We start from the raw sequence: 20,413 nt of genomic DNA on the forward strand, positions 1-20,413 counted from the left end.
GGCTTTCCTCCGTTTGTGGTCTGGTCTCGCGTGGTCGCGGCACGAGGCGCCGTCAGGCGTGGCGGCGTTCGCTCGCATCGTCTTCACCCGGCGGGTGATCTCCGTGATCGGGCAGGAAGCGCCGCAGGATCAGCGGCAGCATGCCGCCGGCGCGCAGCGTCTCGCATTCGAGTTCCGTCTCGACCGCAAGGTGCATCGGGATCGACAGACGCTCGCCGCCCGCGCGCGCGAGCACGACCTGCGTCGCGAGACGCGGCACGAGCAGGCTCTCGGGCATCGCGATCTCGATGCGATCGCCTGGCCGGAGCGACAGGCCGGCGTCTTGCGCGGCATCGTCGAAGGTGAGCGGCAGGATGCCCATACCGATCAGGTTCGAACGGTGGATGCGCTCGAAGCTCGCCGCGAGCACGGCGCGGACGCCGAGCAGGCCGAGGCCCTTCGCCGCCCAGTCGCGCGAGGAGCCCGTGCCATAGCGCTCGCCTGCAACGATCACGATGGCTTCGCCCGCCGCACGATAGCGCTCCGCGGCGACCCAGAGCGGCAGCACCTCGCCGCTGGCCACGTGCCGGGTCGATCCCGGCGGGAGGTCGGGTTCCAGCCGGTTGAGCACCGTGCGGTTGGTGAACAGGCCGCGCAGCATGACCTCCCAATTGCCACGCCGCGAGGCGTAGACGTTGAGGTCGCGCGGGTTCTCGCCATTCTGGATCAGCCACCGCCCCGCTTGGCTCGCAGCAGGGGTCTGCCCGGCGGGCGAGATATGATCGGTGGTGATGTCGTCGCCGAGAACCAGGATCGGGTGGGCGCTGAACCGGCCAAGGGAGATGGGCGCGTCGGCACGGGCGAAAGGGGGTCGGCGCAGATAGGTCGACGACGGGTCCCACGGGAAACGCGGCGTCGACGGCGCGTCGAGCCCGGCCCAGTTCGGATCGGCGGAGGCGTGCGCGAACGCGTCACGGAAGTCGCCGCGATCGAGCCCGGCAGCCAAAGCTGCATCGATCTCCTCGCCCGATGGCCAGAGGTCGGACAGGTGGATTGCAATGTCGCCGGCCCGGCCGATCGCGTCGCGTGAGAGGTCGCGCGTCGCGTCCCCTGCGAGGGCATAGGCGACGACGAGTGGCGGCGAGGCGAGGAAGCCGGCCTCAACCTGGCCATGGACGCGTCCGGGGAAGTTGCGATTGCCCGAGAGGATCGCGACCGGAAGCGTCTCACCGACCGAGACTGCCTGCTCCATCACCGGAAGCAGCGGCCCCGAATTGCCGATGCAGGTGGTGCAGCCATAGCCGACGATCCCGAAGCCGAGAGATTCGAGATCGTCGAGGAGGCCGGAGCGGCGCAGGAAACGCTCGGCCGCCGGCGAGCCCGGAGCAAGCGAGGTCTTGACCCAGGGCGGCGGAAGAAGGCCGAGCGCGCGGGCCTTGCGCGCCACCAGCCCTGCCGCGACGAGCAGGCGCGGGTCGCTGGTGTTGGTGCAGCTCGTGATCGCGGCGATCGCGACCGGATGGCGTGGCAAACCCTCCGCCAGCTTCGTCGGCTGCGGAAGCACGCCCAGCGCCGCCGGCACGCCGGAGAGCGGCAGCCGGTCCTGCGGCCGGAAGGGGCCGGCGAGGCTCGTCTCGACCGTCCCGAGATCAAGCGCCACGGTGTCGGTGAAGCCCGGCTCGGCGGCCGGGTCGAACCACAGCCCCTGCTCCCTGGCGTAGGCTTCGACCAGCGCGACGGCCCGTGCGTCACGGCCGGTCTGGCTCAGATAGGCGAGCGTGCGCTCGTCAATCGGGAAGAAGGCTGTCGATGCTCCGAATTCGGGCGTCATGTTCGCGACGACCGCGCGTTCGCCCGCCGACAGGCTCGAAACTCCGGTTCCGAAGAACTCAACGAAAGCCCCGGTCACCCCGCGCTCGCGCAGGAGCTGCGTGACGGTGAGCGCCAAATCCGTCGCGAGCACGCCCTCTCGCAGCCGGCCCTCGAGGCGCACGCCGATCACGTCGGGCAGCCGCATCATCACCGGCATGCCGAACATCACGCTTTCGGCCTCGAGCCCGCCAACGCCCCAGGCCAGCACGCCGATCCCGTTGATCATCGGCGTATGGCTGTCGGTCCCGATCAGCGTATCGGGCACGGCAACCGTGTGTCCCTCGATCACGGTCGTGCCGACGACCGTTGCGAGCTGCTCGAGGTTGATCGTGTGCATGATGCCGGTGCCGGGCGGATTCACCCGCACGCCGCGCATCGCCTGCGTCGCCCATTTCAGGAATCGGTAGCGCTCGCCGTTGCGGCGGTATTCGCGCTCCTTGTTGAGGTCGGCGGCACCCGGCGCAGCCGAGACGTCGACGCCGAGCGAATGATCGACGGAGACGTCGACCGGCAGGACAGGGCTGAGCGCCCCAGGGTCGCCGCCGGCTTCCGCAAGCGCGTCACGCATCCCGGCGATGTCGACCAGAGCCGGCGTGCACGTCGTATCGTGCATCAGCACCCGCGATGGCTGAAAGGCGATCTCCGCGCTGCTCGTCCCGGCCTTCAGCCAGTCGCGGATCGCTGCGATGGCCGCATCGCGCTCCACCGAGGAGGACGCGTTTCGGGCGACGTTCTCGGCCAGTATGCGGAAGATGTGCGGCAGGCGAGCGTACTCGGAACCGACCAAGCCGGCGGCGTCTACCCGGATTGCATTCCCGACTGCAGAGATCGCTGAGAACCGAAGCATGATGCATATTGCATATAGAAGATATAAAATGCAATATAAGATCGACGCGCAACCTGTTGAGCTCCTGCTCGACGTCATCCCCGGCACAGTCGTCGACGCCTTCGCCAAAGGCGACATCCTGCCGGTGGTGCTGATCTCGATCCTGTTCGGCTATGTGCTCTCGCATCTCGGCGAGCACGCCAGGCCTGTCCGCGACGTCATCGACGCCGGCGCGCATCTCGTCTTCGGCGCGATCAACGTGATCATGAAGCTCGCCCCGATCGCGGAGATTCCGATCCCCGATATCGAACGTCTCCTCCCCGAGCGCAGACATGCGCTATGAACATTTAGCGGGTGTGGGGTCATACCCGCCGTGATTGCCACTCCGGGGAGGCTTGCTCGACATTGCCGTCCGGGACCTGATTCACGATCGCCAGGCTTGGGACTGAAAGTCGATGACCGAGGGACGACAGTCCGATATCCGCATTCTCGTCAGCGGCGGAAGCGGCCGGCTTGCCAGCGTGCTGTCGCTCGTCGGCGGGGATCGTGTACAGGCCCTGTCGCGCGCCGAACTCGACATCTCGGATGCCTTTGCCTTTCAGGCTGCGCTTGCGAGGCTGAAACCGGACGTCGTCATCAATGCGGCGGCGATCAGCGCCCTCGAGGCCTGCGAGCGCGCGCCCGAGCGAGCACACGCCGTCAACGCGCTGGCACCCGGCCATATGGCGCATGCCTGCTCCGAGGCCGGAACACCGTTCATCCACCTGTCGACGGATTACGTCTTCGGCGCCCCGACGGATCGCCCATGGCGAGAAACGGATCCTGTGTCGCCGGTCAATAGGTACGGCCAGTTGAAGGCAGAGGCCGAGCGACAGGCTCTCGCCGCCGGTGGGGACGTCTGCGTCGCCCGGGTCGCCTGGCTGTTCGGCGATGGCAAGGACTTCATCGCCCATCTCCTGCGCGGGCAGGACGATAGCGTCAGGATCGCCCGCGATCAGATCGGCTCGCCGACGCCGATCGGTCCGCTCGCCGGGCGGCTGCTGTCCCTGGCTGAGCGCATGACGGCAAAAGAGCCCATCCCGCGCCTGCTCCATCTCGCCGGCTCGCCGGCCGTGTCGCGGGCCGACTGGGTCGCCACGGCCTTCGAGGCGCTTCGCCTCGCCGGACGGCGGACGCCGGAGCTGGTTCCAGTCCCGATGAGCGACCTCGGCTCCTCGGTCATCCGGCCCCATTACAGCGCCCTCGACTCCAGCCTGGCCGCGGAGCTCTTCGGCGGCGAGCTCGATTGGCGTATCGCGGCGACGCAGGTCGGAACTTTCACCGACCGTCAGGTTTCGGAATAGGAACTCGTCTTTCCGTTCAGGCCTTGACCGGCTCGGCACGGCCGGAGCGCACCGAGCGATAGGCCGCATCGATCATCGCGAAGGCATGACGGCCATCGTCCAGCGTGACCGGCATCGGCCCGCCCTCCTTGAGGGCTTTGACGAAGGCCCAGGCGACATGCTCGTGGAAGACGCCGGTCTTGAAATGCGGCACCGTCGGCGATGAGGCCCAGCTGCCGCCGCCTGGTTCGCGGCGGAAGACCCTGAGGAACTCGCTCTCGCGCGTCGGGCGCGAGGCGATGTCGACGCCGCCGAGCAGGATGGTGCCCTCCGTGCCGTAGATCTCGATGGAGGTGTCCGCGGCGGCGAAAGCCCAGCTCGTCGTGACCTCGGCGATCATCCCGTTCCCGTAGCGGAAGACCGCCGCGGCAGTGTCCTCGACCGGCAGGCCGAAGGTGTCGGACGAGGTCGTCGCATAGGCGCTGACCGGCATCCCGAACAGCCAGTGCAGGAAGTCGGCGGCGTGGACGCCTTCGTCGAGCAGTGTACCACCGCCCGATTGCGCGGGATCGACGAACCAGCCCTTGCGAAAATTCGGGTCGAAGCCGTGGCTGTGCCCGTGCCGGATGCGCACCAGCGTGACGCGGCCGACAACACCGTCACGCAGCAGGCCGGCGATCTCGTGGTTCACCGGATCGAAGCGCTTGGGGAAGCTCTGCATGAAGCGGATGCCGCTCTCGCCGACGATCGCGGCGATGGCGTCGCAGTGCTCCATGGTGGCGCCAAGCGGTTTCTCGCAAAGGACCGGCAGACCCCTCTCCGCGGCGGCGCGGACCAGCTCCGGATGGTTCACGGTCTCCGAGCAGATCGCAGCCGCATCGCTCTTGGAGAGCAGCGTTGCGAGGTCGGCGACAGCAGCGATGCCGTGCTGTCGCGCGAAGGGCTCCAGACGCGCGGGATCGGCATCGAAGGCGCCAGCGACCGTGACGCCCTCGCTCTTCAGGAAGGCCTGGGTCCAGAAATTAGCGTGGTAGTGAGCGACCCCCAGGATCGCGATCCGCAGGCTCATCTCGGTTCCTTTGGTGCTGTGGGCGCGGCCGGCACACGCTGCCCGGTTCGCGCCGCCTGATAGATCGCCTCGGCAACCTCGACCGAGCGCAGGCCTGCCTCGGCGGTACCATCAGCCGGCGCGAGGCCACGCACCACATCGAGCCAGTGGCGGTGATGGGCCTGTCCGAGCGGTGCATCGACGAGCGGCGGTGCGACCCAGGCCTTCTCGCCGGTCAGCTCGGGCGCGAAGAGCGCAGCCGGACCCCGCTCCGTGCGCAGGAAGACCGTGCCGGCGTCGGTGTAGAGTTCGAGCCGGAAGCGGTCGCAGCCCGCCCGCTCGGTATAGCTCATCTCATGGCTGGCGATCGCGCCGTCCGCCAGGCCATAGGTCGCGGCGACGGTGTCCTCCAGTGCGGTGCGGACGATGCGGCCATCGGCCAATCGCCGCTCCGGCCGCGCGGTCCGCGCGCGCGCCTCGACATCGCCGATCTCGCCGAAGAGATGGCGGCAGAGGTCGATCCCGTGCACGCCGAGCTGCATCACGACCCCGCCCGAGACCTCGCCGGGCCGGAAGAACCAATCGGCCCAGTCGGCGCCGGGCGTGGCGTTGCGCAATCGTAGCGAATGAACCGCGCCGAGCCTACCGCTCGCCAGCTGTTCGCGCAGCCAGAGCACCTCCGGAAAGTAGCGGTGCATGAAGCTGACGGTCAGCGGTGCCGAAGACTGCGCCGCGGCCGCCAGGATCGCCCGGCATTGCCCGCTGTCGAGCGCCATCGGCTTCTGCAGCAGCACGGCCTTGCCGGCGGCGAGCGCATCGATGGCGATGCGCTCATGGGTGTTGTCGGGCGAGGCGATGACGACAGCGTCGATCGCGGGATCGTCGAGCACCGCCCGGTAATCGGTCTCGACGCGGGCGATGCCGAGCGCGGCGGCGCGCGCTTCGGCAGCGTCGCGCCGCCGCCCGACGAGGGCCTCGATCTCGGCCCCGCCCGCGGCCCTGAGACCGCCGACATGGTAGTCGGCGATGAAGCCCGCGCCGATCAGCGCGACAGCGACCTTGTCCGACGGGGAGCGGTTCATGATGCCTCGCGCAAAGACGTCGGTGCAGGAGAGGTGAGCGAGGCGGCCTTGAGGAGAAGGCCGCCCCATCCGGCAATCAGGGCTTCCATCGGCCCTCGATCGCGACCAGAGCCGGATCCACCGCCTTCAGCGGGGCCGTGTAGGTGTAGGTCAGCGCGTCGATGGGCTGGCCGGGGATGCGATTGGTCGCCTTCAGGAAGCCGACGATCGCCGCCATGTCGTCGACATAGGCCTGGTCGACTTTCGAGCCGAAGCTGTAGTCGGCGAGCAGCGCCTCGTTCATCTCGGCCGGTTGCTTCTGGACATCCGAGAAGATCTTGATCACCTCCGTCTTGTTGGCGGGGTCGGCGACATAGGCCTGCGCCTTGAGCAGCAACTTGACCAGGGCGTTCGCCGCATTCGGGTTCTTGCGCACCCAGTCCTGCGAGGCGACCCAGATCGTCCGGTTGTTGGAGACAGGCGCGGCCTCGCCCTTGTTCTTGGCGAAATAGCTGGTCGTGCCGCTATGGACGATCCTGGCGCCTTGCTCCTTGACGGCGCGGTACGGGAACGGCTCCCAGAAGACCATGCCCTGGATCTCGTTGCTGGCCATCGCCGCCATCGCTTCCGGCGGGGCCAGGTTGACGGTCTTGATCTTGCTCGCATCGAGCCCGTAGCGCTTGGCGACATTGTCGAGCAGCGCGCCGGAGGTCGAGCTCACCAGCAGGCCGAGCCTGACCTTGTAGAGGTCCTCCGGGTTCTCGACGCCGGCGTCCTTGCGGACGACGATCTTCTCCAGGCCGTGGCTGACGGCATTGGTGCCGAGGATGACCACCGGCACGCCGTTATGCGCCATCGAGACCGGCGGCAGGTTGCCAGGCGTCCAGAGCTGGATCTGGTCGGCGAGCAGCGCTTCGCCGGCGAGGTTGCCCGATGCGAAGGTCTTGAACTCGACGGTCTTGAAGCCGGCCTCGGTGAACCAGCCTTTCTCCTTCGCGACGATATGGACGAGGAAGGGCAGGTCCGGCCCGATGCTGATCGAGAGCTTGTCGGTCTCGATCTTCTGCGCCGCCGCCGGCAGCAGGCCGGCCAGCGTCAGCAGCCCGGCGAGCGCTACAGTCCGCAAACATCTAGGAAATGCCGTCATTCGAACCTCCCCTTTTTCTGCTTCTGGATAGTCGCCTCTAGCTGCCGTGCCAGCGGCCGACCCAATGCCGGATCGCCACGCCGATGGCAGCGTCGGTCAGCAGATTCAGGGCGCCGATCAGCAGGATGCCGACGATGATGACGCCGACCGATCCGCCGGCATTGCGCTCGGCGATGATCATGTAGCCGAGCCCCCTGTCGGCCGCGATCAGCTCGGCGGCGACGAGCACGCCGAAGCTCAGGCCCCAGCCGATGCGCAGCCCCGTCGCGAGATCGGGCGCGGCGGCGGGGATCGCGACGCGCAGGAGCAGCGGCACGCCCGACAGGCCCATGGTCTGGCCGGCGCGCAGCAGCATCGGATCGACGCTGCGCATGCCCTGATAGGCGGCGGTGACGACCGGGAAGAAGGCGCCGAGGAAGATGATGAAGAACTTGGAGGGCTCGCCGAGGCCGAACCAGATGATGGCCAGCGGGATCCAGGCGAGCGGTGGGATCGGCCGCAGCAGCTCGATCAGCGGGCTGACCAGCAGGCCGAAGCGGCGATACCAGCCGGCGAGGATGCCGACCACGACGCCGGCGAGCGCCCCGAGGGCAAAGCCGGAGAAGACCCGGGCCAAGCTCCAGGACAGATTCTCGCCGAGCTGGCGCGCCGTCAGGCGCTCGGTGGCGGCGGCGATGGCAAGTGACGGGCTCGGGAACACCGCCCTGTCGATCAAGTCCGTGTGTACCGCCGCTTCCCAGAACAGGATCACGGCCAGCGTGCCGATGACGCCGAGCGCGAGATCGCCGCTGCGAAGCGTGCTCGCGCTCATCGCCGCACCTGGTCGAGATTGCCGGCCCAGGGCATGAGGACACGTTCGAGCCCGGCGAGCCCGCTGGAGATCAGGAAGCCGAGCAGGCCGATCACCAGCATGCCGACGATGGTGATCTCGCTGCGATAGAAGGTGCGGGCTTCCATGATCAGGGCGCCCAGGCCCTGGATCGTGCCGATCATCTCGGCGCCGACGATGACCATGAAGCCGACGCCGAGCGCCATGCGCGCGCCGGCGAAGATGCGCGGCAGAGCCGCCGGCAACACGACCTCGCGATAGAGCCCCGGGCCCTGCAGCCCGAAGGAGCGCGCTGCTCTGACCAGCACAGGATCGACGTAGCGGACGCCGACGATGACGTTGGACAGCATGGTCCAGAAGCAGCCATAGCCGATCAGCACGACCTTGGTCAGCTCGCCCGCGCCGAACCAGACGATGACGAGCGGCAATAGGCTCAGCGTCGCGACCGAACGGCAGAACACGATGAGCGGAGCGCTCAGCTTGTCGAGCACCGGCAGGGCGCCGATCAGCAGGCCAAGCGGCACGGCGAGCAGGATGGCCGCGACATAGCCTTGCAGCACGCGCCAGATCGTCACGCCGGCATGGGTCCAGAGCGAGACGCCGGTGGGGAAGCCGGTCAGCGACAATTCGACGAAGCCCCGGGCGATCTTGCTTGGCGGCGGAAACTGATAGGCCTTGAGCAGGCCATAGCCGACCGCAAGCTCCCAGGCCGCGAGCAGCACGGCGATGACCGCGAGCGAGCTGGCGGCGCGGGCGAGCCGGGCGTTCATGACGACAATTCGCTCCAGATCTCGTCGTAGAGCGCGTTGAAGGCCGGCTCGGTGCGCGAACGCGGGCGCGGCATCGGCACCTTGAAGATCCGCTGGATCCGGCCGGGATTGGGCGCGAGCAGCACGATCCGGTCGGACAGCATCAGGGCTTCGTCGATCGAATGGGTGACGAAGACCACTGTCTTGCGCCGCGCCTGCCAGATGCGCAGTAGCTCCTGCTGCAACTCGATGCGGGTCAACTCGTCGAGCGCGCCGAAGGGCTCGTCCATCAGCAGGATCTGCGGATCGAGCGCGAGCGCACGGGCGATCGACACGCGCTGCTGCATGCCGCCGGACATCTCGCGCGGATATTTGTTCGCCGCCGCCTCCAGCCCGACGAGGCGCAGCAGTTCCAGGCTGCGCTCGCGGCGCTCGTCGCGCGACAGACCGGCCTTGCGGAAGCCGAAGGAGACGTTGCCGAGCGCCGTGAGCCAGGGGAACAGCGCATGCTGCTGGAAGACGACGCCCTGCCCCTGGCCGGGGCCGGTCACCGGCCGGCCGCCGATCGCGATCCGGCCGGAGGTCGCGGCGTCGAGGCCGGCGATGATGTTGAGCAGCGTGGTCTTGCCGCACCCACTGCGGCCGATCAGGGAGACGAACTCGTTCTCGGCGATGTCGAGGTCGATGCTGTCGAGGACGGTGAGCTCGTCGCCCTGACGCGCGGCGAAGGTCTTGTGCACGGCCTCGATGCGGATGAAGGGCGAGCGGGCCGCATGGCGGGCGTGCGGCGCCGCGTCCGGCTCGCGCATCGAAACATTGCCGGCGCAGCTCATCGGCACTCCTCCCCCGGTCTTCGAGCCGGCCCTGAGGTCAGGCTAATGCAAGGAGGCAAATTGTAAAGTGCAATTTGTATTTCAGCGCGTATGATGTCAGCAGCGAGTCGAAACCGGTATCTGCGGTTGCAGCGCGCTGGTGGCGATTGTATGCGGCCAGAACACTTCGGCGCCGTCGCATCGGGAGGCTGTCGAGAGGGACCCATGCGCAACGGATCGGCGAACATCGTCCTGAGGACGCTCTCCGAGATGATCGAGCGGCTCGAGGATGGTGCGCGCCTGCCCACCGTGCGCGACCTGATGAAGAAGCATCAGGTCAGCCAGGCAACCGTCCAGGAAGCGCTCGACCAGCTGAAGGGCGAGGGCCTGCTCGTCTCTCAGGTCGGGCGCGGCACCTATGTCACCCGCAGCAGCGCGCCGCGCCCCAGCGAGAGCGGCCGCAACACTGGGCTCGACAGCCTTCTCATCCTGTCGAACGCCAGCATGAACGAGCGCTGCGCCCTGGTTCAGAACTACATCGTCGAGGAGATGTCGCGGCAGGATGCCAAGGTGGTGCAGATCTCCTACCACCACACCGACCACCTGCTGGAGATCCTCAATTCGATCCCGAACTTCGACGCGGTCGTGCTGCAGTCGCATTACGAGAGCATCCCGATCCGCCTGCTCCATCTGCTGCAGCAGAAGGCGAAGGCGCTGGTCGTCGACGGCCATACCGTCTCCGGCGTCGATATCGACCGTATCGGCACCGATTGGGAGGACGCGCTCGAGATGGCGCTACGCCAATTGGTCGATCTCGGGCACCGCTCCTTCGGCCTGGTCTCGATCAACACCATGGCCCAGCCGATCCTGGCGGCGCGGCGCGCCTTCGGCCGCCACGCGGCGATCGAGCGGGGGCGCTTCAGCTTCCATCCCCCCATCGTGCTCGAACGGGTCCAGCACCCCAGCCACAGCGTGCTCGATGCTGTCGCCGATACGCTGACGCCGCTCCTGTCCGACGATGGCAGATTGCCGTTCACGGCGCTGCTGACGCTCGGCATCTCCGACACGCTGGGCGTCACCCAGGGCCTGCAGCGGCTTGGAATCGACTGGCCGAACGATCTGAGCGTGGTCGTGCTCGGCCACCGCGACGTCCCGAGCGAACATCTCGGCGTCATGACCATCGCGGGCAGCTCGCAGCGGAAGGCGGCTGAGAAGCTGGTGGAGACGATCAGGCGGCGGATCGAGCAGCCGCAGCTCTCGCCGCAGATCGTCTACCTGCATTGCGACCAGGTCGTGCGCGGCAGCACGGCGAAGCCGAAGCAGCCCTGACGACTTCGCAGAGGTACATTGCAATATATATTGACCCACGCTAGCGTGAGCCCTCGATAAGAAAAAACCGCGGGTGGGAACGGCATGCTTGGCGAGCGCCTTCCGGAAAGGCTGTCACCCCTGGCTTCGGCGGCCGGGGTCAGGCCGTTTTACGGCGACCTGCACAATCATTGCGGCATCTCCTACGGGCATGGCAGCCTCGAACAGGCCCTGAAGCGGGCGCGCCGGCAGCTCGATTTCGTCTCGGTCACCGGCCATGCCTACTGGCCGGACATGCCGGTGGACGACGCCAGCGTCGCCCATATCGTCGATTTCCACGTCAAGGGCTTCGCCCGGCTGGACAGGCTCTGGCCGGGGCACTTCGCCACGCTCGCCGCCGCCGACGAGCCCGGCCGCTTCACGGTCTTTCCCGGCTACGAGATCCATTCCTTCGCCCATGGCGACTACACGATCGTCTATCGCGACCTGACGCCGCGCCCGATCCTCAAGGCGGACAGCCCGGCAGAGCTGAAGCCGATGCTGCAGGCCGAGGCCGGCGCAGGCGCCTTCGCCTTCCCGCACCATATCGGCTACCGGCTCGGCGCACGCGGCATCAACTGGGCCTCGCTCGATCCCGAGCTGTCGCCGGTGCTGGAGATCATCTCCATGCATGGCTGCTCCGAAACCTCGATCATGGATCGGCCCTTCCTGCATTCGATGGGGCCGAGCGACGGGAATTCAACCGTGCGGCACGGGCTCGATCTCGGGCACCGCTTCGGCTTCCTGGGCAATACCGACCATCATAGCGGCTATCCCGGCTCCTACGGGCATGGCCGCTCCGTGGTCTATGCCGACGGCAATGATCGCGGCGCGCTCTGGGACGCCATCATGCAGCGGCGCACCGGCGCGCTGACCGGCGACAACGCCCATCTGTTCTTCACGCTCGGCGGAGCGATGCCGGGCGGCGAGGTCGAGGCGGGCGCGGATCCGACTCTCCACCTCGAAGCCGTTGCGCCCGGCCATATCGACTATATCGACGTCATCCGGAACGGCGAGCTGGTGCGGCGCGTGGTGCCGGAGGTCGAGGCGTCCCCGATCGTTGGCGAGAGCGCCGAGCTCGAGACGATCGTCGTCCTGGAGCTCGGCTGGGGCGCGCGCGGCAGGCAGCACCATTGGGCCGGATCGCTGCGAGTCGAGGGTGGCGAGATCCTCTCGGTCGAACCGCGCCTGCGCGGCAATGAGGTCGTCTCGCCGCTCGAAGGCGACGCCGACGGACAGGACGAAGACGAGATCTCGCTCGACGGCAACCGGATTGCCTTCTCGATCACCGCATCGTCGAACCCGAACAATATGACGCCGGCCATGCAGGCGATCGCGGCGCGCGTGCGGCTGCGCAGCGATGCCCGCCTCGTGCTCGAAGCCAATGGCCAGCGTTTCGAGGCGACCGCGGCGCGCCTGTTCGCCGGGGCGCTGGCCGGCAATCTCGGCCCGATCGACAGCCCGGCCTTCAGGCTCTTCCCCCTGCCCCGTCCGCATCAATGGCAGTGGCAGGGGAAGATCGCGCTCGAACCGCTGCGGTCCGGCGACTGGGTCTATGTTCGGATGCGTCAGGCCAACGGCCAGTGGGCCTGGGCCAGCCCGATATTCTGCCGCTGAGGGCGCGGGATGACGGAAAGCCGTTAAGCTGACGGCAGACTGGTGTGGAACGGTTTCGCAGGAGGATGACATGAGCTTCGACTTTCGCTTGCCGCGACGCGATCTCCTCAAGGGCATCGGAGCCACCGGCCTCGGCGCCGCGCTCGGTACCGGCGGCATCCGGCCGCTCTACGCCAAGGGTCTCGCACCCATCACCATCGTCGTGAACCAGTCGCCCTGGTTCGCCAGCTTCCGCCGCACGGTCGAGGCCTATGAGGCGGCGACCGGCAACAAGGTCGAGCTCGACGTCAATCCCTTCGCCGGATCGCTGGAGAAGCAGCGCAACTCGGTCCGTGCCCAGCGCGGACAGTACGACATCCTGATCATGAACTCGGGCTGGTTCACCGAGATGTATGCCGGCGGATTCCTCGATGCGATCACCGACATCGACCCGAGCTTCAAGCTCGATCCGGAGATCTACACGCTCGGCGACACCATCTACTACAACGCCCAGAAGAAGACGGTCACGGCCGACGGCAAGCTGATGTCGCTGCCGGTCTCGCCGCTGATCCCGCTGCTCTATTATCGCGGTGACCTCTACAAGCAGGCCGGGCTGTCGGTGCCGAAGACCTTCGCCGAACTCGAGGCGAACGCCGCCAAATTCCACAAGCCGCCGGGCATGTACGGCATCGTCCAGCGCGGCGCGCGCGGTCCGCATACCGTCGCCTACGATTTCTACCCATACCTCTACGGGTTCGGTGGCGGCATCTTCAAGGACCAGTCGGCCGGCGATTACTCGGTGACGCTGAACTCGCCCGAGGGGCGCGCGGCGCTCGACTACTACATCCGGCTGGCGCGCACGGTCGGCCACCCCAAGACCGCCGCCTCCGACCAGGCAGAGGTCATACAGGCGATGGTGACCGGCCATGCCGCGCACATCATGATGGTGATCGCCGCCTGGTCGCAGATGGACGATCCGAACAAGTCGGCCGTGGTCGACAAGATCGAGTTCGCGCCGCCGCCCTCCCAGCCGGGATTGCCGACCGCGCCGGGCCTGGGACACTGGCTCGCCGGCATCTCGCGGAACGTGCCCGATGACCGCAAGCGCGCCGCGGTCGAGTTCCTGCGCTGGTTCCAGACCAAGGACGCCCAGATGGAGACGGCGAAGGCCGGCGGCATCCCGGTCCACGCCGCCGTCTACAAGGATCCGATCGCCGAAGAGCGCAAATACCGCTGGATGAAGCCGCTGGCTGAGGCGCTGCCGCACGCGGTCAACATCTACCAGTTCCCCGAGGCAAACGACGTCATCGCCGTGCTCGAGATCGGGCTCAACCGGGCCGTGGCCGGCGAGATCAGCAGCGTCGATGCCCTCAACGGCATGTCCGCCGAGATCCACAAGATCATGGAGAAGTATGCCTACAAGACCGGCGGGCTCCAGCCGCTCAAGTGACGTCCAGGCGGCGAGGGGAACGGGGCATGGCGGGAGCCGCGGCGAAGGGCGATGCGCAAGGCGTCGCCAGACAGGCGGAGAGTGCCGACCAGCGTCTCTGGCGCTGGCTGACGCTCGCCCCCGCTTTGATGATGCTGCTGGCGCTCAGCATCATCCCGCTCGTCGGGCTCATCCTGACCAGCTTCCAGAACATCGCCTGGGCCGAGGGCCGGGCCGTGCGCAGCTGGGCCGGGCTCGACCATTATCGCGCCTTGTTCAGCGATGCCCTGTTCGGCGCCGGCCTCTGGAACACCGGCCTGTTCGCGCTCGGGGCGGTGACCGGGCAGATGCTGCTCGGCTTCGCGCTCGCGCTCTTGGTCAGCAAGGTCAGCCGGGCGCGCGTGCTCTACCGGACGATCTTCATCCTGCCGATCCTGATCCCCGGCATCGTCATCGGCGCGATCTGGAAGCTGATGCTCAACTATGATTTCGGGCTGGCCAATCAGATCCTCGGCCTGGTCGGGCTGGGGCCGGTCGACTGGCTCGGCAATGGCCAGATCGCGCTGCTCTCGGTGATCATGGTCGACATCTGGCACTGGACGCCGTTCTGCTTCCTGCTCTTCCTGGCGGGGCTGGAATCGCTGCCGCAGGACGTCTACGAGGCCACGAAGATCGACGGCGCGAATGCCTGGCAGGAATTGCTCTATGTCACCCTGCCATTGATGGTGCCGACCATCGTCGTCACCTTCGCCTTCCGCCTCGTCCTCGCCTTCAAGGTCTTCGACGAGGTCTATCTCTTGACCAAGGGCGGGCCGGGCACGGCGACCGAGGTCATCAGCTTCACGCTCTATCAGCGTTTCTTCACCGAGGACAAAGCGGGCTACGGCTCGGCAATGTCGGTGACCGTGATCTTCCTGGTCTGCCTGCTGCTGGTGGTGGCGCTCTCGGCGCGCCGCCGCTCGGAGGGCCGGGCATGAGTGGCGGGTCGCGCGCTTCCTCGGGCTGGCCGATCCACGCCACCCTCATGATCAGTGCGGCGATCGTGCTGGTCCCGGTGATCTGGACGGTGGCCGCCGGCTTCCGCACGCAGATATCCCTGCTGATGGGCGAGGTCACCTTCTCGCCTGTTCTCTTCAATTTCCACGAGGTACTGTTCTCCAAGACCTCGGAATTCCTGGTCAATTACCGGAACTCGATCATCGTCGGCGTGGCGAGCACCGTGCTCTGCGTCGGCGCGGCGACGCTCGCCGCCTTCTCGCTGAACCGCACGCTTTGGCGCCGCTGGGTGGTGCAGGTCTTCCTCGCCTGGACGCTGGTCTTCCACATGATCCCGCCGGTCGCGCTCGCCAGCGCCTGGTTCACCATGCTCCGCATGGTCGGGCTGGAGAACAGCTTCACCGGCCTGATCCTGGCGCATGCGACGCTCAATCTGCCGATGGCGATCTGGCTGATGAGCGTGTTCGTGCGCGAGGTGCCGAAGGAACTCGAAGAAGCCGCGCTGATGGACGGCGCGACCACGCCCGTCCTGCTCTGGAACGTCGTGCTGCCGGTGATCGCGCCAGGCCTCGCCGCCACCTCGGTCCTGACCTTCGTCTTCTCCTGGAACGAGTTCGCGGTGTCGCTGGCGCTGACGATGAAGCAGACGGCGACCGTCCCGGTCGCGATCGCCAAGTTCGCCCAGGAATTCGAGATCCAGTACACGCAGATGGCGGCCAGCGCCGGCCTCGCCATGCTGCCGGCCTTGATCGTGATGCTCTTCGCCCAACGCTACATCGTCAAAGGCCTGACCCAAGGCGCCGTGAAATAGCGCCCGCGGTAAGGCCGAGCCGGGAGACCACTGTGAAGGCCGTATTCGTCCTCTTCGATTCGCTGAACCGCCACATGCTCGGCTGCTATGGCGGCAAGCGCGTGCCGACGCCGAATTTCGACCGGCTGGCACGCCGATCGGTCAGCTTCGACCAGCACTATGTCGGCAGCCTGCCCTGCATGCCGGCGCGGCGCGACATGCTGACCGGGCGGCTCACCTTCCTGCACCGCAGCTGGGGGCCGCTCGAACCCTTCGACAACGCCTTCCCGGAGATCCTGCACAAGGAGACCGGGACCTATAGCCACCTGATCACCGACCATTTCCACTATTGGGAGGATGGCGGGGCGACCTATCACAACCGCTACGATTCCTACGAGTTCGTGCGGGGGCAGGAGGGCGATCGCTGGAAGGCGATGGTGCAGCCACATTGGGAGCGGCTGCGCGAGAAATACCATGCGCGCCAGTTCAGCGACGCGCGCCGCAGCTATTTCGGCCAGAACATCATCAACCGCGAATTCATCAAGGCGGAGGAGGACTTTCCCTCGGTGCGCTGCTTCGCCGAGGGCTTCGACTTCCTCGAGCGCAACAAGGACGCCGACAACTGGCTGCTGCAGATCGAGACCTTCGATCCGCACGAGCCCTTCACCGCCCCGGCCCGCTTCAAGGAGGCCTTCGACACCGGCTGGAACGGCCCGATCCGCGACTGGCCGCGCTATGGCCGCGTCGATGAATTGCCGGCGGAATGCGAGGAGCTCCGCGCCAACTACTACGCCGTCGTCGCGATGTGCGACGACCTGCTCGGGAAGCTCCTCGACTGGTTCGATGCCAACGAGATGTGGAAGGACACCGCCCTCGTCGTCACCACCGATCACGGCTTCCTGCTCGGCGAGCATGATTTCTGGGCGAAGAACCGGATGAACCTCTATGAGGAGGTCGCCCATATCCCGCTCTTCTTGCACGATCCCCGCCATCCGGAACGTGCCGGCACGCGCTCGCAGGCGCTGACCCAGTCGATCGATCTCGCGCCGACCTTCCTCGATCTGTTCGGCGCCACGCCACCGGCCGAGAACGAAGGCATATCGCTCTGCCGCATGGCCGATGGCACCGCGCTGCGCGACGGCGTGCTGTTCGGTTATTTCGGCGGCGCGGTGAACGTCGCGGACGGGCGCTACACCTATCACCGCTTCCCGGAGGACCTGTCGAAGCAGGAGCTCTATCAGTACACGCTGATGCCGACGCACATCTTCTCGCCATTCTCGCCGGAGGAGCTGGCGGGCGCGACGATCTCGCCGCCGCTGGGCTTCACCAAGGGCGCGAATCTGCTGAAGGTGCCGGTGATCGAGCGCTCGCCGATGTACAACAATTACGGTCCCGGAGCGCTGCTGGAATCCGAAACACGCATTTACGACCTCGCAACCGATCCGGGGCAGGAAGCGCCCCTGGGCGACCCGGCCGTCGAGGCGCGGCTTGCCGAGCTGATGCGGCGCCTGATGACGGCCAATGGCGCGCCGCCTGAGGCTTTCGCCCGCATCAATCTCGCCTCGGATGCGGCCGGCTGACGATGCGCAAGCCGGCGATCTTTCCACGCCATCTCGCCGCCGATCCCCGGCAGTTCGCCAGCGTGCGCCGCATCATCCTCGCCGAGGGGCCCGAGGAGGGTATCGAGACCCTGGCCTTCTCGACCGGGGGCGGGCTCGATTTCTGGGTGACTGTCGGGCGGCTGATGGACATCGCGACCTTGTCCTGGCGCGGCGTCCAGCTCGGCTGGCAGAGTCCCGCGGGTTTGCGCCGTCCCGATAGCGCTCCGGTCGACACGGAGCGGCGCTTCAGCACGGCCTTCGGCGGCTTCCTCAACACCTGCGGCTTCGACCATATCCGCCAGCCGGCCGACGGGCGTCCTTTGCACGGCTCAGCTCCGTTCACGCCGGCGCGGCTCACCGCCTATGGCGAGGATTGGGACGCAGGCACGCCGAAGCTGTTCTGCGAGGGCGAGGCGCTCTGCTGGGCCCATGGCGGGCTCGGCTATCGCTTGCGGCGGCGGATCGAGGCGCCGATCGGCGGTAGCTCGCTCAGCCTTCGCGACCAGGTGACGGTGATCGGCGCCGAGGCCGCCCCGATCATGGCGCTCTACCATTTCAATCTCGGCTATCCGATGATCGAGGGCAGCACGATCGAGCTCGACGGCGAATGCCTGGCGGGCCCGCTCTCTGTACCCGAGGACGGGATGGTGCCGGCCTCGCTGCATCCCGCGACCAGCGCGCAGGCGAGCTGCAGCGTGCACGGCCAGGCGGCGACCATCGCCTTTCACTGGAACACCGTCGAACTGCCCTGGTTGCAGCTCTGGCGCGATTTGCGGCCGGGCGCCGGCGTGATGTCGATCGAGCCCTGCTCGATCGGGCGCCGCGACGACGGCCGCAACGCCTCGTCGCCCGTGCTGAAGCCGGGTGGCAGCCGCGTGTTCGAGATCGTCATCAACGTGGCCGATCACCGGAGAAGCGGCGGTCCTCCCGGGTCCGCATGACGCATCCGCTGGCCGTCGCAGGCCGCCGGTACGGTAGCGCGCTCCGGGCCGCCAGCGCCCTGCCAGCCGAAGAACCTTCTTCGTCTCAGCGACGGCTGCTCGACGTCCGGCCCTGATGCCCATGGGACAGGAACTGCATGAAAGCCGGCGGGATCTCGATGTAGCCGAGAGCGTCCTGGCGGATGTCAAAGTCCGCGATAGCCTCGGTCAGCAGCTCGAACTCGCGCTCACCGTCAGAGCCCCTCGAGGATGAGATCAACTGTGCAGCTCGCAGCACAGCAGCCTTCCGCTCTTCATAAGACGAGATCATCACGGCGTCGGCGTTCGGCATGACACCACCTCATCGCTACGCAACTCACAGCCACTACGCTAGCGACCAAACCGCTGGAATACGAGTCACTTATTGACGATGACTATCCGGCGGCCGCTCAGAATCTGACACCGAGTCTGGCGTTGAATGTGTGGTCGGTGGCGTGTTGGGCGAGTTGTGCGTCATAGGCGAGGGCGAGCTCGGCGCCTGGGGCCAAGGTGAGCGCCAGGCCGGCTCCGACGACCAGGGCGTCGCGTGCGATCGGGACGCCGGCGATCGAGAATGGCGTGCCGCCGGAAAAGCCCTGCAGCGACAGCGGCGTGATGTCGCCGGCCGCACGTCGCCAGCCGAGCGTGGTGTCGAGCCGCGCCGGCAGGCTGCCGAGCTCGAAGCGCATCTGCGCGCGCAGGCCGAGCGTAGCGAAGGCGACGGCGCTCGTCTGCGCCCGAGCCGAGAGCGCGGCAACGCCGCCGGTCTCGGCGAAGGCATCGCTGCGCAGGTTGATAGAGGCGAGATTGGCGAAGGGCTCGAACGCGGCCGGCCCGAGATCGAAGCGATAGGCGATCTCGCCGAAGGCCTGGATGCTGCGCGCCTCATGCCTGGACGAGAGCTGCTCACTGAGGCCGGGGAAGGAGACGCTGCGCCGCGTCGAGAGTTCGTGCCAGGCATGGCTGACGGCGCCGGTCAGGCGCAGGCGGTCGAAGCTGGCACCGCCATAGAGGCCGACATGGTAGCTGTCGGCCTCGCCGCGCGACATCCGCCGCGCCACCTCGAACTTGGCGCGCGAATAGCCGGCGGTGAGGCCGATCCGCGCGTCCTGCGCCGCCGCGATGTCGAAGCCCGTGGCAAGCCCATTGCTCGACCGAGTGAGGGAAGCCGCGTTGCCATCGCCGCGCGACTGGCCCCAGGAGCCGAAGCCGCGCGCCCAGAGCGCCAGGCTCTCCGCCGGCGCGGCCGAGATCGCCCCCTTGTCCATCGTCCCCTTGCCCGAGGCATAGGCCAGCGTCGCGATGCGCGGCGCGCCGATCCCGTCGAAGGCGGCGCGGATCCGGTCGGATACGGCCCCGCGCATCATCTGGCTGCCTTCGATCAGCACCGTCCTGGCCGACGCATGGATCTCGCCCGACAGGCTGTCATAGGCCTGCCGGGCCTCGTCCCCGTCGCGCAATTGCGTGAAGCTCAGCCAGAGCGGATTGGCCTCGCCGAGGCTCTCCAGGCCAAGCGCCGTCTGCGCCTGGTTGCGCGTCCGGGCAAGCGCGGCGAAGGCCAGGTCGTTGCGCAGCAGGGTCAGCGTGACGCTGTCGGCGCCGTAGTCCAGCGACGGGTCGAGGAAGAGATAGCGCGAGCTGACCTCGTCGAAGCGGCCCTCCACCCCCTGGCTCGCCGTCAGGATGGTGTAGCGCTGATTGGCCCAATAGGTGCCGTCCTCGCCGAGATGGAGCACCGAGCCACCGGACAGCCTCGCCTTGCCGCTGGCGCGGATCAGGTCGCTTGCACTGCCGTCCGGGCTGACCTCGACTTCATAGGTCGAGCCTGCGGCGAAGGTGATGTCTCCGGCGACGGTGATTGTTCCGATCGAGTTGCCTGGCGCGATCGTGGCGCCTGCCTGGATCGTGGTCGAGCCGACGGTGCCGCTGCCCTGCAGCCGGGCGCCGGCCTCGACCTCGAGCCCACCGCCGAGTGAACCGTTGACGATGAGCGTGCCGGCGGAGACGGTGGTCGCGCCGGAGAAGCCGGAGCTGTCGCCGGTCAGTTCGA

At 67.5% G+C, this 20,413-nt stretch carries 18 protein-coding genes; 9 read left to right on the top strand and 9 right to left on the bottom strand.

All coding sequences use genetic code 11. The features are described from left to right. Positions 1-52: 52 nt before the first annotated feature. Positions 53-2,698, bottom strand: a complete 2,646-nt coding sequence (gene acnA, locus AC1DS0_RS29610) for an aconitate hydratase AcnA (protein WP_476817792.1) — start codon at positions 2,696-2,698, stop codon at positions 53-55. 28 nt (positions 2,699-2,726) lie between these two features. Between acnA and AC1DS0_RS29615 the strand changes: the two genes are divergently transcribed. Continuing rightward, the gene (locus tag AC1DS0_RS29615) at positions 2,727-3,020 is read left to right on the top strand and encodes a cation:dicarboxylate symporter family transporter (RefSeq protein ID WP_476817793.1); all 294 of its coding nucleotides are present in this window, start codon (positions 2,727-2,729) and stop codon (positions 3,018-3,020) included. A gap of 112 nt (positions 3,021-3,132) precedes the next feature. Beyond that, positions 3,133-4,020 (top strand): SDR family oxidoreductase, encoded by an 888-nt coding sequence (locus AC1DS0_RS29620; RefSeq protein ID WP_476817794.1) that lies wholly within the window; start codon positions 3,133-3,135, stop codon positions 4,018-4,020. Positions 4,021-4,036: 16 nt separating this feature from the next. On the opposite strand, the gene AC1DS0_RS29625 is transcribed toward AC1DS0_RS29620, so the two are convergent. The 6 genes from AC1DS0_RS29625 to AC1DS0_RS29650 form a co-directional block, all read right to left on the bottom strand. Further along, on the bottom strand, positions 4,037-5,068 hold the full coding sequence (locus AC1DS0_RS29625) for a Gfo/Idh/MocA family protein (RefSeq protein ID WP_476817795.1): 1,032 nt from the start codon (positions 5,066-5,068) through the stop codon (positions 4,037-4,039). Beyond that, a complete protein-coding gene (locus AC1DS0_RS29630) occupies positions 5,065-6,129 on the bottom strand; it encodes a Gfo/Idh/MocA family protein (RefSeq protein ID WP_476817796.1) in 1,065 nt (354 codons plus the stop codon). Before AC1DS0_RS29630 ends, AC1DS0_RS29625 begins: the two co-directional genes overlap by 4 nt. A 76-nt stretch (positions 6,130-6,205) precedes the next feature. After that, positions 6,206-7,255 carry an ABC transporter substrate-binding protein gene (locus AC1DS0_RS29635; RefSeq protein ID WP_476817797.1) on the bottom strand — a complete coding sequence of 350 codons (1,050 nt, stop codon included), beginning with the start codon at positions 7,253-7,255 and terminating at the stop codon, positions 6,206-6,208. A gap of 37 nt (positions 7,256-7,292) precedes the next feature. Continuing rightward, positions 7,293-8,066 (bottom strand): ABC transporter permease, encoded by a 774-nt coding sequence (locus AC1DS0_RS29640; protein WP_476817798.1) that lies wholly within the window; start codon positions 8,064-8,066, stop codon positions 7,293-7,295. Next, complete coding sequence (locus AC1DS0_RS29645) at positions 8,063-8,854, bottom strand: ABC transporter permease (RefSeq protein WP_476817799.1); 792 nt, start codon at positions 8,852-8,854, stop codon at positions 8,063-8,065. The genes AC1DS0_RS29640 and AC1DS0_RS29645 overlap by 4 nt, the downstream gene beginning before the upstream one ends. Beyond that, positions 8,851-9,666 carry an ABC transporter ATP-binding protein gene (locus tag AC1DS0_RS29650; protein ID WP_476817800.1) on the bottom strand — a complete coding sequence of 272 codons (816 nt, stop codon included), beginning with the start codon at positions 9,664-9,666 and terminating at the stop codon, positions 8,851-8,853. Before AC1DS0_RS29650 ends, AC1DS0_RS29645 begins: the two co-directional genes overlap by 4 nt. Before the next feature lie 204 nt (positions 9,667-9,870). Between AC1DS0_RS29650 and AC1DS0_RS29655 the strand changes: the two genes are divergently transcribed. The 7 genes from AC1DS0_RS29655 (at position 9,871) to AC1DS0_RS29685 (ending at position 18,345) form a co-directional block, all read left to right on the top strand. Next, on the top strand, positions 9,871-10,974 hold the full coding sequence (locus tag AC1DS0_RS29655) for a GntR family transcriptional regulator (RefSeq protein WP_476817801.1): 1,104 nt from the start codon (positions 9,871-9,873) through the stop codon (positions 10,972-10,974). A gap of 84 nt (positions 10,975-11,058) precedes the next feature. Beyond that, positions 11,059-12,609, top strand: a complete 1,551-nt coding sequence (locus AC1DS0_RS29660; protein WP_476817802.1) for a CehA/McbA family metallohydrolase domain-containing protein — start codon at positions 11,059-11,061, stop codon at positions 12,607-12,609. Positions 12,610-12,679: 70 nt separating this feature from the next. Continuing rightward, entirely contained in the window at positions 12,680-14,038 is a 1,359-nt protein-coding gene (locus AC1DS0_RS29665; protein WP_476817803.1) for an extracellular solute-binding protein, read from the top strand. A 26-nt stretch (positions 14,039-14,064) separates the two neighbouring features. Next, positions 14,065-14,994 carry a carbohydrate ABC transporter permease gene (locus tag AC1DS0_RS29670; RefSeq protein ID WP_476817804.1) on the top strand — a complete coding sequence of 310 codons (930 nt, stop codon included), beginning with the start codon at positions 14,065-14,067 and terminating at the stop codon, positions 14,992-14,994. Then, a complete protein-coding gene (locus tag AC1DS0_RS29675) occupies positions 14,991-15,824 on the top strand; it encodes a carbohydrate ABC transporter permease (RefSeq protein ID WP_476817805.1) in 834 nt (277 codons plus the stop codon). The genes AC1DS0_RS29670 and AC1DS0_RS29675 overlap by 4 nt, the downstream gene beginning before the upstream one ends. 32 nt (positions 15,825-15,856) lie before the next feature. Next, a complete protein-coding gene (locus AC1DS0_RS29680) occupies positions 15,857-17,383 on the top strand; it encodes a sulfatase (RefSeq protein WP_476817806.1) in 1,527 nt (508 codons plus the stop codon). A gap of 2 nt (positions 17,384-17,385) precedes the next feature. Then, on the top strand, positions 17,386-18,345 hold the full coding sequence (locus AC1DS0_RS29685) for a DUF4432 family protein (protein WP_476817807.1): 960 nt from the start codon (positions 17,386-17,388) through the stop codon (positions 18,343-18,345). Between the two features lie 85 nt (positions 18,346-18,430). Here the strand turns inward: AC1DS0_RS29685 and AC1DS0_RS29690 are convergent, their stop codons facing one another. Both AC1DS0_RS29690 and AC1DS0_RS29695 read right to left on the bottom strand, forming a co-directional pair. Next, positions 18,431-18,676, bottom strand: coding sequence for a hypothetical protein (locus tag AC1DS0_RS29690; RefSeq protein WP_476817808.1), 246 nt, complete (start codon positions 18,674-18,676; stop codon positions 18,431-18,433). 97 nt (positions 18,677-18,773) lie between these two features. Continuing rightward, the coding region (locus tag AC1DS0_RS29695; RefSeq protein ID WP_476817809.1) for an autotransporter outer membrane beta-barrel domain-containing protein at positions 18,774-20,413 on the bottom strand (1,640 nt) is incomplete at its 5' end.

This window comes from Allobosea sp. P4_H5 (assembly GCF_056400825.1).